The sequence below is a fragment of the Comamonas terrae genome (assembly GCF_001544075.1).
Classification (GTDB): domain Bacteria; phylum Pseudomonadota; class Gammaproteobacteria; order Burkholderiales; family Burkholderiaceae_C; genus Comamonas; species Comamonas terrae.
Genome location: NZ_BCNT01000001.1, coordinates 696,122 through 710,385, shown reverse-complemented (window position 1 = coordinate 710,385; position 14,264 = coordinate 696,122). Strand labels below are relative to the sequence as shown.

The following is a 14,264-nucleotide window of genomic DNA, read 5'->3' as shown; positions in this document are numbered from 1 at the left end:
GGGGGGGGGGGGGGGGGCAGGCCGAGGTCGGCGCCCCGTTGCACGTCGCTCCTAGGGGAAGGCGCACAGCGCCTCAGGAGGGATCTCTGAGCACCACGTCGCTGTCGGGATAGGCGCAGCAGGGCAGCACATAGCCGTCGGCCTTTTCCTCGGCGCTCAGCCCCGGCCATTCGATTTTGTAGTGCACCTGGCCCGCGACCAACTGGCCCAGGCAGGTGCGGCAGGTGCCATTGCGGCAGGAGCTGGGCCATTTCACGCCGCCGCCTTCCAGGGAGTCGAGCAGGGACTGGTCGGTCCAGGCGTCCACCTGCTGTTCGCTGGGCGTGCATCGGGCGATGAAAAAGGGCGGGGCAAAGGGCGAGAGATCGGAAGAGTCGCTGGACATGGCGCGGAAAACGCGAACGGCGCAAAAGCGCAAAAGACGGCGGGACAGGCTGCGGCTGCGCGGAGCCAATCCGCCTTTTTACCGTGTTTTGCACCATGTCTGCCCCTGCCAGGGAGGTACAGGGCTGCCTCATTTTTAAGCGGCTGCTGCAATCACATTGTGAATCAAGGACTTGCATCATCTTTGCGAGGATTTTTAGGGCTTGTCCACATGCTTGTCCCGCATTTGTGGGGGTAATTCCGGGCCATGGCCTTGCGGGTGAGGCTGTGGCGACCGGCCGGAGGGCCGTGCCTGGAATTTCAGCAATAGTCGATGGAGTCAATGAAATCAAGGGCTTGGCATGGTTATCCAGCGTGCAGGTGTATTTGTTCACACCATTGTTCAGGCCAATGCGGGATAAGTCGGAATGGCGACGCAACGATTTGCCCAAATTTTGTGCATTTTGATTTTTCATTGAAAAATCAACGACTTGCTGGATTATTGCAAAGGCTATTCAGGCTTTTCCACAGGCTTGTTGCGCCCCATTGGGGAAAAGCCCGAAGTGGTTGCCGGGTTGAGGCATGCTATTGAAAAAGAAGCTAATGACGCAGGCTTATCAATTATCCTGATGTTGATTGGTTTTGAAATTTATGTATGACCTGTGCCATATGCTTCTTAATTGATAGCAAAAACGGTTGTGCCTAATGGATAACCCGATTCGAGGTGTCCGCAGTCGCATCGGTAACGCTGCAGTGCAGCAAGCTGCCGCTACATTGCTGCCAGGCCCTGGCAGAAAGGGCGTTGATGCAAGGAGCAAGAAATATGGCAGTGGATTTTCAAGGCCGTGTGGCCATCGTGACTGGTGCAGGTGGCGGCCTGGGGCGCCTGCATGCGCTGGCCCTGGCGCGGCGCGGCGCCAAGGTGGTGGTCAACGACCTGGGCGGCGCGGTCGATGGCTCGGGCGGCTCGGCCACCGCGGCGCAGAAGGTGGTGGACGAGATCCGCGCGGCAGGCGGCGAGGCCATTGCGAATGCGGCCTCGGTCACGGACTTCGAGGCCGTGCAGGCCATGGTGCAGCAGGCCATCGATGCCTGGGGCCGCGTGGACATCCTGGTCAACAACGCAGGCATCCTGCGCGACAAGAGCTTTGCCAAGATGGACCTGGCCGACTTCCGCCTGGTGGTGGACGTGCATCTGATGGGCGCCGCCAACTGCTGCAAGGCCGTGTGGCCGCACATGCAGGCGCAGAACTACGGCCGCATCGTGATGACGACCTCGTCCACGGGCCTGTACGGCAACTTCGGCCAGGCCAACTACGGCGCGGCCAAGCTGGCCCAGGTGGGGCTGATGCAGACCCTGGCCATCGAGGGCGCCAAGCACGGCATCCGCGTCAACGCGCTGGCGCCCACTGCGGCCACGCGCATGACAGAGGGCCTGCTGCCCGAGCCCGTGCTGGAAGCGCTCAGGCCCGAAGCCGTGGTGCCCGCCATGCTGGTGCTAGCCCATGAGGGCGCGCCCACGCGTACCATTTTGTGCGCGGGCGCCGGTGGCTTCGAGGCCGCGCACATCACGCTGACGCAGGGCCTGTACCTGGGCATCGGCGACGACGTACCCGAGGCACTGGCCGAGCGCCTGGCCGAAGTCACGGCCAGCGAAGGCCAGCAGGTGCCGGGCAGCGGCTCGGTACAGGGCCAGGTGGAAGTGGGCAAGGCCATGGCTGCGCACGGCCATTGAGCCTCCGCGGCCTGCCGCCGCCGCTTCAAAGCCCTGGCAAGGATTCCAGTCCCGCCAGGGCTTTGTTGCATCCGGGCGGCCGGTGCACGCAGGCTCCATGCGGCTTTGGTGAAACAGTAACAACCTGAACATCGCCAGCAGGCGGCGGTTTCCGGCGCATGATGCGCACCCGCCAAGGCCCATGCATGCCGATGCCCGTCCAGGGGCGCAGCGTGCCCGGGCCTTGCCTTGTCCCTCCGATTTCCGTCCCCGGCCAGTCCCATGGCCTCTGGTTCCCGGCCATGCATAGGGCATGGCCGTTTTTCTGCATGAAACGTCTTTCCGCTCTCGCGCTGCTCTCCCTTGCCGTCCTGTCGGGCTGCAACCCGTCCGCCAACCCGCCCCAGGCCGGGGCCCCGCTGCCTCAGGCAGCTGCCAAGGAACCCACCATTTATTTCCGCAACGGTTTCGAAATCAAGGTGGGCGGCGAAGCCGTGGCCGTGCGCGGCCTGGAGGAATGCCCGTTCGGCCTGGCCGTGCCGGCCGGCGCGGTCTCCAGCGTGGACCAGGGCAAGTGCATCAAGCTGGCCGACGAGACCCAGACCATCACCGTGGTGCTGGACCTGCCGGAAGGCGAGACGCAGGAGGAGTGGAAGGTCTCGCGCGACGCGCCGAGCACCTCGCGCGAGGCCGCATTCCGCCATGTGTCGCTCTACCGCCCCGACGGCGAGCGCATCACCATCACCGAAAACGCCGAGAAGCTGCTGGACAAATGCTATGTGTACCAGGCGGCCCATGTCTGCTACCAGTGATTGCCCCGGGGCTTGGGGCGGTCGCTAGCACCAATGCAAAAATCCCTGCACCGAAAGCCTTTTGCGGCCGCAAAGTGGGCAGTGGCTCAGGCACCAGCGCCTGCCAAATCTGACATTTTGCTTGCGCTGTCTTGCGTCTGGCGCATTGCGGCAGGCCGAAATGCGAGGTTAAACGGCCGGCCTCCATCGCGGCCCGCCTCATTTCTCTATCATTCGCCGTCTGGGCGCGGTCTGGCAGACAGGGTTTGTCATCAGCGTCTTCACCCACAAACGGTAAACAAGAATGAAGACATCGCAGACCGCCGTGACCATGCCGAGCACCGACAGGCTGCTGGGCATCCGTCGTGGCATTGAGAAAGAGGGATTGCGGGTGCTGCCCACGGGCTCGCTGGCCCTGACTCCCCACCCTGAAGTGCTGGGGTCGGCGCTGACCCATCCGCACATCACCACGGATTACAGCGAGTCGCAGCTGGAGCTCATCACGGGCGCACGCCTGGGCGTGCAGGAGTGCCTGGACGAGCTGACCGAGGTCCATCAGTTCGTGCTGCGCAATCTCAGCGAAAGCGGCGAGCTGATGTGGAACGCGAGCATGCCCTGCCGCCTGCCCATCGACGAGACGATTCCGCTGGGCCGCTACGGCTCCTCGCACTCGGGCCGCTCCAAGAGCGTGTACCGCATGGGCCTGGGCCACCGCTACGGCCGGCGCATGCAGACGATCTCGGGCATCCACTACAACTGGTCGCTGCCCGGCGTGAGCAGCGACGAATACTTTGCGCTGATCCGCAATTTCCGCCGCCATGCCTTTGTGCTGCTGTACCTGTACGGCGCATCGCCGGCGCTGTGCCCCTGCTTCGTCGAAGGCCGCGAGCACCGCCTGCAGCCGCTGGGCGACGGCAAGGATGCGCTGTACCTGCCTTATGCCACCTCGCTGCGCATGGGGCGCCTGGGCTACCAGAGCGATGCCCAGGCCAGCATCAACGTGAGCTACAACGGGCTGGACGGCTATGCCGATTCGCTGCACGACGCGCTGGTGCGCCCCTATCCGCCCTATGAGCAGCTGGGCGTGCGCAACCCCGGCGGCGACTACAACCAGCTGGGCACCGGGCTGCTGCAGATCGAGAACGAGTTCTACGGCACCATCCGCCCCAAGCGCACCGTGAAAAGTGGCGAACGCCCGCTGCACGCACTGCGCGAGCGCGGCGTGGAGTATGTGGAAGTGCGGCTCATGGACATCGATCCGTTCGAGACCGTGGGCATTGCGCCGGCCACCATGCGCATGCTCGACGTCTTCCTGCTGCACTGCCTCTACAGCGACAGCCCGCCCGACACGCCCCAGGAGATCTGCGATCTCAAGCGCAACCAGCACCTGACGGCCGAGCAGGGCCGCGAGCCCGGCCTGATGCTGACGCGCAATGGCCGGCAGGTGCTGCTGACCGAATGGGCTCTGGAAGTGCTGCAGCAGTGCCGCCCCTATGCCCAGGCGCTGGATGCGGCCCATGCCTGCAGCGACTACAGCGCGGCGCTGGAGCAGGCGCTGGCGCGTGTCGAAGGCCGCGCAACCACGCCTTCTGCCCATCTGCTGCAGGAGCTGACCGGCCGCTACGGCAACCGCTACATCGACTTCATGACCGCGCAATCCGCCCAGGCCCGCGATGCATTGTTGGCCCTGCCCTGGACGGCGCAGCAGCAGCAGCGCTACGAGCAGCTGACGGCCGAATCCGTGGCCGAGCAGGCGCGCATCGAGGCGGCCGATACGCTGTCCTTCGAGGAATGGCGGCTCCGCTACATGGACCCCGAGAGCCTGCGCTGACGTCGGCTTCTGTGGAGCAAGGCGCCTGCAGCTTGCAGCAGGCGCTTTTTTTCATCCAGCTTTGCCAGCAGTCGGAAGGTTTTGTCATGTAGATGACATTTAAGTTGCATATCGTTACATCAGCCGCCGTGGGCGGCCGGCCGGGAATGGTCCGGGGCCGGCGCAGGTCCGGCGGCGCAGGTTGGTGCAACGTGTCCCTATTCCGATTCCAGAATCTTTCCGTCGCCCGCAAGATGTGGGTGCTTTTTCTTGGCCTGCTGCTGAGCTGCGTGCTGGTGGCCGGCGGTCTGCTCGCGCATCTGCAGAGCGTGGAGCAGCAGGTCAGCGCGACGGTGCAGGCCACCGACAAGCGCATCAACCTGGCGCTGCGCTGGCAGGCGCTGACGCTGCAGAGCGTGGAGGCGGCACTGGCCAGCGTGCTTTCTTCCGAGGAGCATCTGATCACCCAGCTGTCGCAAAAGGCCAGGACGTTGATGGCCCGGGCCCAGGACCTGCAGCAGCAGGTGCAGGCCGGCGCCCAGAGCCAGGCCGACCAGCAGGGACTGGCCGGCGTGGAAAAGGAACGGAAGACCGTTCTGGCCATCTACGAGCAGGCCTACCAGGCCCGCGATCTGGGCAAGGCCTGGGAAGCGCAGAAGCTGGTGGACGAACAGCTGGTGCCGGCCGCGCAGCGCTATGTGAAAGCCCAGGATGCCTTCATCGCCCTGCAGCAGGGCCAGCGCCAGGAGGCCGAGCAGCAGGGCCGCGGGCGCAGTGCCTGGGCCAAGACCGTGGCCGTGGCCGTGGGCCTGTGCATGGGCCTGGCCGGCGCGCTGCTGGCCCTGGCCACGATCCGCTCCATCACGGCGCCGCTGAGCCAGGCCGTGCAGCTGGCACAGACGATTGCGGCCGGCGACCTGTCCTATGCGCAAAGCAGCGGGCGCAAGGATGAGCTGGGCGAACTCATGCGTGCCCTGGCCCAGATGACCGAGCGCCTGCGGGCCCTGGTGGGCGAAGTGCAGGGCGGCGTGGTGGCGGTGGCCGCGGCCTCCAGCCAGATGGCACAGGACAACACCGATCTGTCGCAGCGCACGGCCCAGGCGGCCGAGCAGCTCAAGGCCACGGTCGGCAGCATCGAGAGCATGGTGACGCTGGTCACCCACTCGGCGGAAAGCGCCCACCATGCCGACCGCAGCGCGCGCAGCGCGGCCGCGGCGGCCGAAAGCGGGGGCGCCGTGGTGCAGGAAGTGGTGCGCAACATGCAGCACATGGCGCAAAGCAGCCAGCAGGTGGCGGCCATCGTGGGCGTGATCGACGGCATTGCGTTCCAGACCAATATCCTGGCGCTCAACGCCGCGGTGGAGGCCGCGCGCGCCGGCCCGCAGGGGCGGGGCTTTGCCGTGGTGGCTTCCGAAGTGCGCGAACTGGCCCAGCGCTCCGCTTCCGCGGCCAAGCAGATCCGCGCGCTAATCGAAAGCTCGGGCCAGCAGATGCGCTCGGGCACGGCCCTGGCGCAGCAGGCCGGCCAGCGCATGGAGCATATCGTGCAGGACGTGCACAAGGTCAGCAGCCTGATCGCCTCGATCACCGAGGCGGCGCAGGCACAGAACCAGGGCATTGCACAGATCAGCCAGGCCGTGCAGATGCTGGACGACATGACGACGCAGAATGCAGGCCTGGTGGCGGAATCGAGTGCCGCCGCGCACGAGCTCTTCAGCCAGGCCCAGCGCCTGGAAAGCGGCGCGGCACGATTCAGGCTCGCGGCGCAGGAGCAGGAGCATGGTTCGGGCGCTGCGCATCGCCGGCTGGCCTTGCCTGCCTGAGGCTCAACCGCCCGTGGATGTCAATCCTGCCAGGCCCCTGACAGCTGGGCTTCGGCATCCTCGCACCAGAACTGCAGCGCGCCGTAGAAGCCTTCCCACACGCAGCCGTTGCAGCCGCGTCCGCAGCAGGTCGTGGGCTCGGGCGGCGGCTGGCGCAGGCGTGCGCCAGCGGCCTCGGCGCGTCGCGTCCACAGTGCGATCTGCGCCCGTGCCTGCTCCAGCGGGGCCTGCAGTTCGGCCATTCTTCAGTCTTTCCTTTTTTTGCTCAGCAGGAACTGGGCGATGAAGGCCAGGCCCAGCACCAGCGCAAACCAGCCCACCAGATAGGATTGGGCGAACAGCTGGCCGATGCCGCTGTCGGGCTTGATGAGGGGGGCGACGAGAATGATCAGCCCGATCAGCGCAATCGTCATGCCCTTGATCAGGATTTCGTTGCGGGACTTGCGCGAAGCGCCGGATTTTTGGGGGGCGGAGGGCAGGGGCATAAGTGAGCGCGCCGGTCAGAAAAGCAGGAGCCGATTATCCTCGGGATGCTCCGCACGGATCGCCGTGCCGTGTGCATCTGCGCCCCGGGCGGCCTGCCGCGTTGCAAATGCTCGCAATAGCTGCAGCGATTGCTGCGCCTTGCATCCCATCCCGGTCCGCAGTGTCCATTTGCCGCTCGACCCGCGCGAAGCATTCATTGCCCCTCTGATTCCCTATCCATAAAAGAAAGATAACCCACCATGGCCATCCAGTGGTTCCCCGGTCACATGCATCTGACGCGCCAGGCCATCATGGAGCGCGTCAAGGAAATCGATGTGGTCATCGAGGTGCTGGACGCGCGTCTGCCGGGCTCCAGCGCCAATCCCTTGCTGCAGGAGATGACCGGCCACAAGCCCCGGCTGAAGATTCTCAACAAGCAGGATCTGGCCGATGCCGCGCAGACCAGGGCCTGGCTGGACTGGTACAACGCCCAGAGCGAAACCCGCGCCATCGCGCTCGATGCCTCCGAGCCCGCGCCCACCAAGCGCCTCATCGAGCAGTGCAAGCTGCTGGCGCCGTCGCGCGGCGGCATGGCCAAGCCCATGCGCGTGCTGATCTGCGGCGTGCCCAACGTGGGCAAGTCCACGCTGATCAATTCCATGAGCGGCAAGAGCCAGGCCAAGACCGGCAACGAGGCCGGCGTGACCAAGCTCGAACAGCGCATCGTGCTGGCCGACGACTTCTACCTGTGGGACACGCCCGGCATGCTGTGGCCGCGCATCATCGTGGAAAAAAGCGGCTTCAACCTGGCGGCCAGCGGCGCTGTGGGCCGCAACGCCTACGACGAGGAGCTGGTGGCGCTGGAGCTGCTGCTGTACCTGCAAAAGCACTATGCGGCCATGCTGGAGCAGCGCTACAAGCTGGGCCTGGGGGATGCGGAGATTGCGGCGCTGCACGACGACGAGCTGCTGGCCCTGATCGGCAAGAAGCGCGGTGCCGTGATGAGCGGCGGGCGCGTGAACCTGCAAAAGGCGGCCGAGCTGGTGCTCACCGATTTCCGCGATGCGACGATAGGCCGCATCACGCTGGAAACGCCGGCCGAATTCGAGGCCTGGCTGGCCGAAGGCCGGCTCAAGGATGCCGAGCGCCAGGCCAAGAAGGACGCGCGCGCGGCACAGCGCAAGCGCCCGAGCCGGCCGCCCAGGACCGAAGAAGGCGCCGTTGCCCGGGCTGGGCAGGCCAGGGCCGCCGGCAGGCCCCAGGCGGCTGCCAAGGCTCCGAAGAAACCGCGCTGAAGCCCGCTGCCGGTGCCGCAGGGCCTGCCATGAAAAAGCCCGCACATGATGCGGGCTTTTTTTGGGGCGGGGATGCCGCGTGGCGACCGGCTTCAGTCCTGAGCAGGCTGCTCGAACCAGCGGCGCGCCAGCAGGTCCCAGAACTTCGCGCCGCGACCCAGGTTGTCGTCGTTGAAGTCGTAGGCCGGGTTGTGCAGGCTCACGCCGGCCTTGCCACCGGGGCCGTTGCCGATCCAGCCGTAGGCGCCGGGCACGGCTTCGAGCATGAAGCCGAAGTCCTCGGCCGTCATGGCCGGCAGCACATCGTCGAAGGTGTTGTCGTCGCCGACCGCTTCGCGCATCACCGAGGCCATGAAGCGCGCTTCCCTGGCGTGGTTGGTGGTGTTGGGATAGGCGCCAGGGCGCAGCGTGAATTCGGCTGTGCACTGGTGGGCGGCGGCCACATGGTGGCTGATGCGCTTCATGCCTTCGATGAACATTTCGCGCGTTTCCTTCTTCAGGGTGCGCACGGTGCCGGCAATGATGGCGTCATCGGGAATGATGTTTTCCACCGTGCCGCCGGTGATCTGGCCCACGGTGAGCACGGCCGAGTCCAGCGGATCGGTATTGCGCGAGACCAGGGTCTGCAGCTGGGTCACGATGGCGCAGGCCACGGGAATCGGGTCCAGCGTGGTGTGGGGCATGGCTGCGTGGCCGCCCTTGCCGCTGACCTTGATCTGGAAGCGCAGCGTGGAGGCCATGATGGGGCCCACGCGCACGGCCATCTGGCCCGCGGGGAGCGAAGGCCAGTTGTGCAGCGCAAACACCGCTTCGCAGGGGAATTTCTCGAACAGGCCGTCGTCCATCATGGCCTTGGCGCCGGCGCCACCTTCCTCGCCGGGCTGGAAGATCAGGTGCACCGAACCGTCGAAGTCCGGCTGCTGCGCCAGCAGGGTGGCCGCGCCCAGCAGCATGGTGGTGTGGCCGTCGTGGCCGCAGGCATGCATGCAGCCCTGGTTGCGGCTGGCGTAGTCGAAGCTGTTGATCTCGGTGACGGGCAGGGCATCCATGTCGGCGCGGATGCCGATGCAGCGGCCGGGGTTGTCCTTGCTGCGGCCCTTGCCGTGGATAGTGGCCACGAGGCCGGTCTGGCCCAGGCCGCGGTGCACGGTCAGGCCCAGGGCGGTCAGGTAGGCGGCGACCTTGTCGCCGGTGCGGCGCTCTTCATAGCGCAACTCGGGGTTGGCATGCAGGTCGCGCCGGAATTTGAGCAGCTGACCGAGGTGAGGTGTGATATCGGGTGTAGATCGCATACAGGGGCCGCGGAGCACCCAGCGCGCTGTGACTGTCTTGGCAAGCGGGCCTGCCGGTGAACCGCAGCATTTCAATAGCAAGACCTCCATCATAGGCGTATGCGTGCTGTGGGGCTTTAGGTAGATACCGAAGTGCAGGGCTTTCGGCTGCGGCATGCCATGGCGCGGGCCGGCCCATGCGCAACCGGCGACAATGCAGGCCATCATGACCCCACAAAACTCCAAGTTTCCCCTGTTCCAGCAACTGCTGGTGCGTCCCGAGCGCAGCGACCCCCGGCCACTGATCCTGTTCCACGGCCGCCGCTGCCCCGACGGCTTCGGCGCCGCGCTGGCGGCCTGGCTGTTCTATGAGGGCCAGGCCGAATTCCGCGGCCTGGACCATGGCGAGATCCAGAGCGCCGACGACCTGGGCGACCTGGCGGGCCGTGCCGTCTATGTGCTCGATTTCGCGTTCGAGCCCGAGCTGCTGGCGCAGGTCGAGGCGCGCGTGTCCAAGCTGGTGGTGCTGGACCACCACAAGAGCGCGGCCGAAAAGCTGCAGGGCTACCAGTGCCGCTGCGGCGTGGTGCATTTCGACATGAACAAGTCGGGCGCGCGCCTGGCCTGGGAGTTCTTCCACCCCGACAAGCCGGTGCCGGGCCTGATCCGCTACATCGAGGACCGCGACATCTGGAAGTGGGAATTCAAGGAAAGCGCGCCCTTCCTGGCCGCGCTGGACATGGAGCCGCGCAGCTTCGAGCGCTGGGCCGAGATCGCGGCCTTCACGCCCGAGCAGGAGCAGGCCTTCATGGCGCGCGGCGGCGCGATGGACGAAAAATTCCAGAAGCTGTGCGCCGACATTGCCGACGGCGCGCAAGTGCTGGTCTTCAACGGCTTCCAGGGCCTGATGGTCAACTGCCCCGGCATGTTCCACAGCCAGGTGGGCGACCTGCTGTCGCGCCAGAGCGGCAGCTTCGCCTTCATGTGGCATGCCAACCGCAAGGGCGTGAAGGTGGGTCTGCGCTCGCGCTCGGAGTTCAACTGCATCCCGCTGGCCGAAAGCTTTGGCGGCGGTGGCCATGCCCAGGCCTGCGGCTTCAAGATGGGCAACGAGCGCCTGGCCGAGCTGCTTGCGGGCGAGCTCAAGGCCGATCCGGCCGCCGACTATCCGTTCGTGGCCGCGCCCAGCCTGCAGTTCGACGAAGAGGGCGACTGGGTGCGTGCAACGCCCAAAGCCCTGTGACCGAAATCAGGCAGACATGCATCCAGCACCATGACCAACCTATCCGAGCACGCATATTCTGAACTCAAGAGAAAGATCATTTCCGGGGAGTATGCGCCAGGCACCAAGATGCGGGAGGAGCATCTGGCAAAGGAGATGAACGTCAGCCGCACGCCGGTACGGACTGCCCTGTCGCGCCTGGTGGATGAGAAGCTGCTGGTGCTCAAGGGGCGCACTCCGGTCATTGCCAGCTGGGCAAGCTGGGACATCCTGGAAGTGTTCGAGCTGAGAATCATGCTGGAGGCACATGGCGCCGGCCTTGCCGCCGAGCGCGCATCGCAGCAGGAACTGGATGCGATGCATGCCCTGAACGAAAAGATGCAGGCTGCCATCGACGACGACCTGGACGCTGAAGCGCGGATTCTGCGCATTCAGGAAATCAACAACGACTTCCATCACTGCGTGCTGGATGCGTCGCATTCGGGTCGGCTCAAGGAGATGCTCAACACCTATCTGGACGTTCCCATGATCGTGGGCTCGTTCTATTTCTACAGCGAACAGGAGTTGCGCAGCAGCCTGGAGCACCATCGCCAGATCCATCAGGCCATCGGCCTGCGCGACCGGAATCTGGCCGAGCAGGCCATGCGTACCCACATCATGGCGTCCATGGTCCGGCATAAAGAGCGCATCTCCAAGTCTCCTGCGCAGCCATGAGCGCGAGCCGGCAGCATTGGAAGACTCCGCCGCCGGGCGGTTCTCAGCGCTCGATGTGGCAGCCGATGCGCTTCAGCGTGTCGTCGACCCACTGGTGGTCGTAGGTGCCGCTGGCTATTTCCTCGATCATCCGGGCTTCGATCACCTGTTTCTCGCGCGCGGCCTGCAGCAGCTCCTGTGCCTGTTCGTAGGGCACGCACAGGATGCCGTCCGCATCCCCGATCACCAAGTCGCCGGGATGGATCACCATGCCGTCGATGGCAATCGGCACGTTGATTTCTCCCGGACCATCCTTGTAGGGGCCGCGGTGCGTCACGCCAGCGGCGAACACAGGGAAGTGATCCCGTGCGATCACATCGCTGTCGCGGATGGCGCCGTTGATCACCATCCCTGCGTAGCCCTTGAGCTTGGCTTCGCCGACCATGATCTCGCCGGTGATGGCATTGGTCAGGTCGCCACCTGCATCCACCACGATCACATCGCCGGGCTGGGCGATCTTCAGCGCCTTGTGCAGCATCAGGTTATCGCCGGGGCGGCATTTGATGGTCAGGGCCGGGCCTGCCATGGCGGTGCCGTCGTGCATGGCGCGGATCTTGTGCCCGCCCGCCGTCATGCGCGACATGCAATCGCTCACGTTGGCCACGGGAATCTGCAGGAACTGCCTTGCGAGTGCAAGATCAACGGCGCGTTTGCGCTGGAGGATTTGGCAGCCGATCATTTTGTGGTCTTCCTTTCCTCAATCGAGCGACATGCCCGACTCTTTGACGATCGGTGCCAGCATGGCGCGGTCGCCAGCGTATTTCTTTTCCATGTCCCGCACCGAGCCGCTTGCCGTTTGCGCGCCGGTGTCCAGGATTTTTTTCCGGGTCATCGGGTCGTTGATGGCCTTGTTGATTGCGGCGTTGAGCCTGTTGACGATATCGTCAGGCGTCTTGGCCGGGGCCATCACTCCCCAGACGCTTGCCAGTTCGACGCCCTTGATGCCGGATTCCGTGTACGTGGGAACCTCGGGGATCATGGCCGAGCGCTCCGCACTGGTGACGCCCAGCGCACGTACCTTGCCGGACTGGATGTGCGACAGCAGCGTGGGCACGGAGCCCATGTACATGTCGACACGGCCGCCCAGCAGATCGGGCATCGCCTGGGCCATGCCGCGATAGGGGACGTGCGAGAACTTCACGCCCGAGCTTTTCTGCCAGGCTTCGCTGATCACATGCGAGATGGTGCCCGTGCCGGGAGATGCAAAGGTCAGTTGGCCGGGAGCGGCGCGGGCGGCCTTTTCCAGGTCGGCCAACGTCTTGTAGGGCGAGTCGGCCTTGACTACCAGCACCGCGGGGCCGGCTGCCACCAGGCCGACCGAGCGAAGGTCCTTGACGGGGTCATAGGAGAGCTTTCTGTACAGCAGCGGGTTGAGGACCACATTGTCCGTTTGCGCCATCACCAGGGTCAGGCCGTCAGGGGCGGACTTGGCGGTTTGGTCCAGGGCCAGATTGCCTCCGGCGCCGGGCTTGTTCTCGACCACGAAGGTCCAGCCATTGTCCTCGGTCAGTTTGTTGGCCAGCAGCCGGGTCATGGCATCGGTGCCCCCGCCGGCAGGAAAGGGCACGATGAATCTGATGGGCCGCTGGGGATAGTTCGGTTGTGCCATGGCGGAAGGCAGAACGCAGGCGGCCAGCACCATGAGGCAGCTGGCAGCGAGGATGCGACGGTCGGTCTTCATTTTTGTCTCCTGAAATATGGAATAGGGGCGGACACCCGGGACTCAGGCATCCCTGGATGCGACTACGTTGTCGGCCAGCCACTGGAGGGCTTCGCGAACGCTGCCGCCATCAAACCGGTTGGCTGCCTGCGCATGGGCGGTTGCGGCGAACAGGGCCTCCACCGCGGGCGAAACAACGGGCTGCAGGCCCAGTTGCCGCATCTGGTGCTGGGCCTCCACGACTTCGTTGCGTCGGCGCGCCGAATGCGGAATATGGGTAAGGACCATGGACTCCAGCAGTTGGCGCAGCGGAGTCTCGTCAATGTCCTGGAGCACATCGAACAAGGGCTCTGTCAGGCCCATCCGGGTTGCCGTGGTCAGGCATTCCACTGCCAGGGCCTCGATGCCCTTGGTATAGATGCTGCGCAGCAGCTTGAGCGATGCGGCGTCGCCCGGCCGTTCCCCGACGACGGTGAGACGCCCGCCGAATGGTTCGAAAAGTGCTTTGGCCTGTTCGGCCTGTGCGCCGGCAAGCAGCAGCGGTGTCTTGCGCATGCCCAGGTTCACCGCGCCGGTGATGGCCACATCGACGAACTCGATGCCCGCCTGCCTGGCGGCATCGTCTGCGGCACGCATGTCCGAGGGATCCGCGGTGGTCATATCCACATAGAGCGCGCCCTTGCGCATCCGGGCAAAGGCATCGCGGGCCAGGGGCAGCGCCACCGCTCCGAAAACCGCGCTGATGACAAGTTCAGCCTCGCCGAGCCAGTCTCCGATATGCGTGTGCAGCACGATGCCGCTGCGCCGCGCCTGCTCGGCCAACGCCGGTGTCGGCTGCAGGTCGCAGACCCCTGCCAGCGTATGGCCATGATCCAGAAATGCCTGCATGTAGCAGGCGCCGACCATTCCTCCACCCAGGATCGCGATTTTCATAAAAAATACAAATTAAGTACAAACAAGTGCAGTCTATGGAAATTTATCCAAAAAATTTCATCGGGTATCTACTTAAAAATACATTTAAATTATATTTTTGTATTTGTGTGATTGATGTGCTGCGTGGCAATGCGGCTGTGCCGGCACACGGGAGGGTTGAAAAA

At 64.9% G+C, this 14,264-nt stretch carries 15 protein-coding genes; 8 read left to right on the top strand and 7 right to left on the bottom strand.

All coding sequences use genetic code 11. The features are described from left to right. Positions 1-73 precede the first annotated feature (73 nt). Positions 74-385, bottom strand: a complete 312-nt coding sequence (locus Cte04_RS03320) for a 2Fe-2S iron-sulfur cluster-binding protein (protein WP_066471649.1) — start codon at positions 383-385, stop codon at positions 74-76. Positions 386-854: 469 nt separating this feature from the next. On the opposite strand from Cte04_RS03320, the gene Cte04_RS03315 reads away from it, so the two are divergent. The 5 genes from Cte04_RS03315 to Cte04_RS03295 all read left to right on the top strand — a co-directional run bounded on the left by Cte04_RS03315 (position 855) and on the right by Cte04_RS03295 (position 6,501). Next, entirely contained in the window at positions 855-1,022 is a 168-nt protein-coding gene (locus Cte04_RS03315; RefSeq protein WP_157081799.1) for a hypothetical protein, read from the top strand. A 164-nt stretch (positions 1,023-1,186) separates the two neighbouring features. Then, positions 1,187-2,098, top strand: a complete 912-nt coding sequence (locus Cte04_RS03310) for an SDR family NAD(P)-dependent oxidoreductase (protein WP_066471646.1) — start codon at positions 1,187-1,189, stop codon at positions 2,096-2,098. 308 nt (positions 2,099-2,406) lie between these two features. After that, positions 2,407-2,889: a hypothetical protein gene (locus Cte04_RS03305; RefSeq protein ID WP_066471641.1), complete on the top strand. Its 483-nt coding sequence runs from the start codon at positions 2,407-2,409 to the stop codon at positions 2,887-2,889. 283 nt (positions 2,890-3,172) lie between these two features. After that, positions 3,173-4,699 carry a glutamate--cysteine ligase gene (gshA, locus tag Cte04_RS03300; protein WP_066471633.1) on the top strand — a complete coding sequence of 509 codons (1,527 nt, stop codon included), beginning with the start codon at positions 3,173-3,175 and terminating at the stop codon, positions 4,697-4,699. A 191-nt stretch (positions 4,700-4,890) separates the two neighbouring features. Then, positions 4,891-6,501, top strand: a complete 1,611-nt coding sequence (locus tag Cte04_RS03295) for a methyl-accepting chemotaxis protein (RefSeq protein ID WP_245633269.1) — start codon at positions 4,891-4,893, stop codon at positions 6,499-6,501. A 20-nt stretch (positions 6,502-6,521) separates the two neighbouring features. Here the strand turns inward: Cte04_RS03295 and Cte04_RS03290 are convergent, their stop codons facing one another. Beyond that, entirely contained in the window at positions 6,522-6,743 is a 222-nt protein-coding gene (locus Cte04_RS03290; protein ID WP_066471620.1) for an oxidoreductase-like domain-containing protein, read from the bottom strand. A gap of 3 nt (positions 6,744-6,746) precedes the next feature. Then, entirely contained in the window at positions 6,747-6,986 is a 240-nt protein-coding gene (locus tag Cte04_RS03285; RefSeq protein WP_066471617.1) for a hypothetical protein, read from the bottom strand. Between the two features lie 240 nt (positions 6,987-7,226). On the opposite strand from Cte04_RS03285, the gene ylqF reads away from it, so the two are divergent. Beyond that, complete coding sequence (gene ylqF / locus Cte04_RS03280) at positions 7,227-8,261, top strand: ribosome biogenesis GTPase YlqF (RefSeq protein WP_245633268.1); 1,035 nt, start codon at positions 7,227-7,229, stop codon at positions 8,259-8,261. Positions 8,262-8,353: 92 nt separating this feature from the next. Here ylqF and Cte04_RS03275 read toward each other — a convergent pair whose 3' ends face one another. Further along, positions 8,354-9,553 carry a M20 aminoacylase family protein gene (locus Cte04_RS03275; RefSeq protein ID WP_066471614.1) on the bottom strand — a complete coding sequence of 400 codons (1,200 nt, stop codon included), beginning with the start codon at positions 9,551-9,553 and terminating at the stop codon, positions 8,354-8,356. 205 nt (positions 9,554-9,758) lie between these two features. Here Cte04_RS03275 and Cte04_RS03270 point away from each other — a divergent pair, with 205 nt between their 5' ends. Next, a complete protein-coding gene (locus Cte04_RS03270) occupies positions 9,759-10,775 on the top strand; it encodes a DHH family phosphoesterase (protein ID WP_066472023.1) in 1,017 nt (338 codons plus the stop codon). 30 nt (positions 10,776-10,805) lie between these two features. Beyond that, the gene (locus tag Cte04_RS03265) at positions 10,806-11,468 is read left to right on the top strand and encodes a GntR family transcriptional regulator (RefSeq protein ID WP_066471610.1); all 663 of its coding nucleotides are present in this window, start codon (positions 10,806-10,808) and stop codon (positions 11,466-11,468) included. A 43-nt stretch (positions 11,469-11,511) separates the two neighbouring features. On the opposite strand, the gene Cte04_RS03260 is transcribed toward Cte04_RS03265, so the two are convergent. From Cte04_RS03260 to Cte04_RS03250, 3 genes are read right to left on the bottom strand one after another with little or no spacing between them, the layout of a single operon-like run. Continuing rightward, positions 11,512-12,186, bottom strand: a complete 675-nt coding sequence (locus Cte04_RS03260) for an RraA family protein (RefSeq protein ID WP_066471607.1) — start codon at positions 12,184-12,186, stop codon at positions 11,512-11,514. Positions 12,187-12,204: 18 nt separating this feature from the next. After that, positions 12,205-13,188, bottom strand: a complete 984-nt coding sequence (locus tag Cte04_RS03255) for a Bug family tripartite tricarboxylate transporter substrate binding protein (RefSeq protein WP_066471605.1) — start codon at positions 13,186-13,188, stop codon at positions 12,205-12,207. Positions 13,189-13,230: 42 nt separating this feature from the next. Beyond that, positions 13,231-14,100, bottom strand: coding sequence for an NAD(P)-dependent oxidoreductase (locus Cte04_RS03250; RefSeq protein WP_083526468.1), 870 nt, complete (start codon positions 14,098-14,100; stop codon positions 13,231-13,233). Between the last annotated feature and the right edge of the window lie 164 nt (positions 14,101-14,264).

Excerpts from the sequence above, each read along its gene's own strand:
- Cte04_RS03305 (WP_066471641.1), top strand. The coding sequence starts at position 2,407 with ATGAAACGTCTTTCCGCTCTCGCGCTGCTCTCCCTTGCCGTCCTGTCG.
- Cte04_RS03270 (WP_066472023.1), top strand. The coding sequence starts at position 9,759 with ATGACCCCACAAAACTCCAAGTTTCCCCTGTTCCAGCAACTGCTGGTG.
- gshA (WP_066471633.1), top strand. The coding sequence starts at position 3,173 with ATGAAGACATCGCAGACCGCCGTGACCATGCCGAGCACCGACAGGCTG.
- Cte04_RS03320 (WP_066471649.1), bottom strand. The coding sequence starts at position 385 with ATGTCCAGCGACTCTTCCGATCTCTCGCCCTTTGCCCCGCCCTTTTTC.
- Cte04_RS03255 (WP_066471605.1), bottom strand. The coding sequence starts at position 13,188 with ATGAAGACCGACCGTCGCATCCTCGCTGCCAGCTGCCTCATGGTGCTG.
- Cte04_RS03310 (WP_066471646.1), top strand. The coding sequence starts at position 1,187 with ATGGCAGTGGATTTTCAAGGCCGTGTGGCCATCGTGACTGGTGCAGGT.
- Cte04_RS03285 (WP_066471617.1), bottom strand. The coding sequence starts at position 6,986 with ATGCCCCTGCCCTCCGCCCCCCAAAAATCCGGCGCTTCGCGCAAGTCC.
- Cte04_RS03265 (WP_066471610.1), top strand. The coding sequence starts at position 10,806 with ATGACCAACCTATCCGAGCACGCATATTCTGAACTCAAGAGAAAGATC.
- Cte04_RS03275 (WP_066471614.1), bottom strand. The coding sequence starts at position 9,553 with ATGCGATCTACACCCGATATCACACCTCACCTCGGTCAGCTGCTCAAA.
- Cte04_RS03250 (WP_083526468.1), bottom strand. The coding sequence starts at position 14,100 with ATGAAAATCGCGATCCTGGGTGGAGGAATGGTCGGCGCCTGCTACATG.
- ylqF (WP_245633268.1), top strand. The coding sequence starts at position 7,227 with ATGGCCATCCAGTGGTTCCCCGGTCACATGCATCTGACGCGCCAGGCC.
- Cte04_RS03260 (WP_066471607.1), bottom strand. The coding sequence starts at position 12,186 with ATGATCGGCTGCCAAATCCTCCAGCGCAAACGCGCCGTTGATCTTGCA.
- Cte04_RS03290 (WP_066471620.1), bottom strand. The coding sequence starts at position 6,743 with ATGGCCGAACTGCAGGCCCCGCTGGAGCAGGCACGGGCGCAGATCGCA.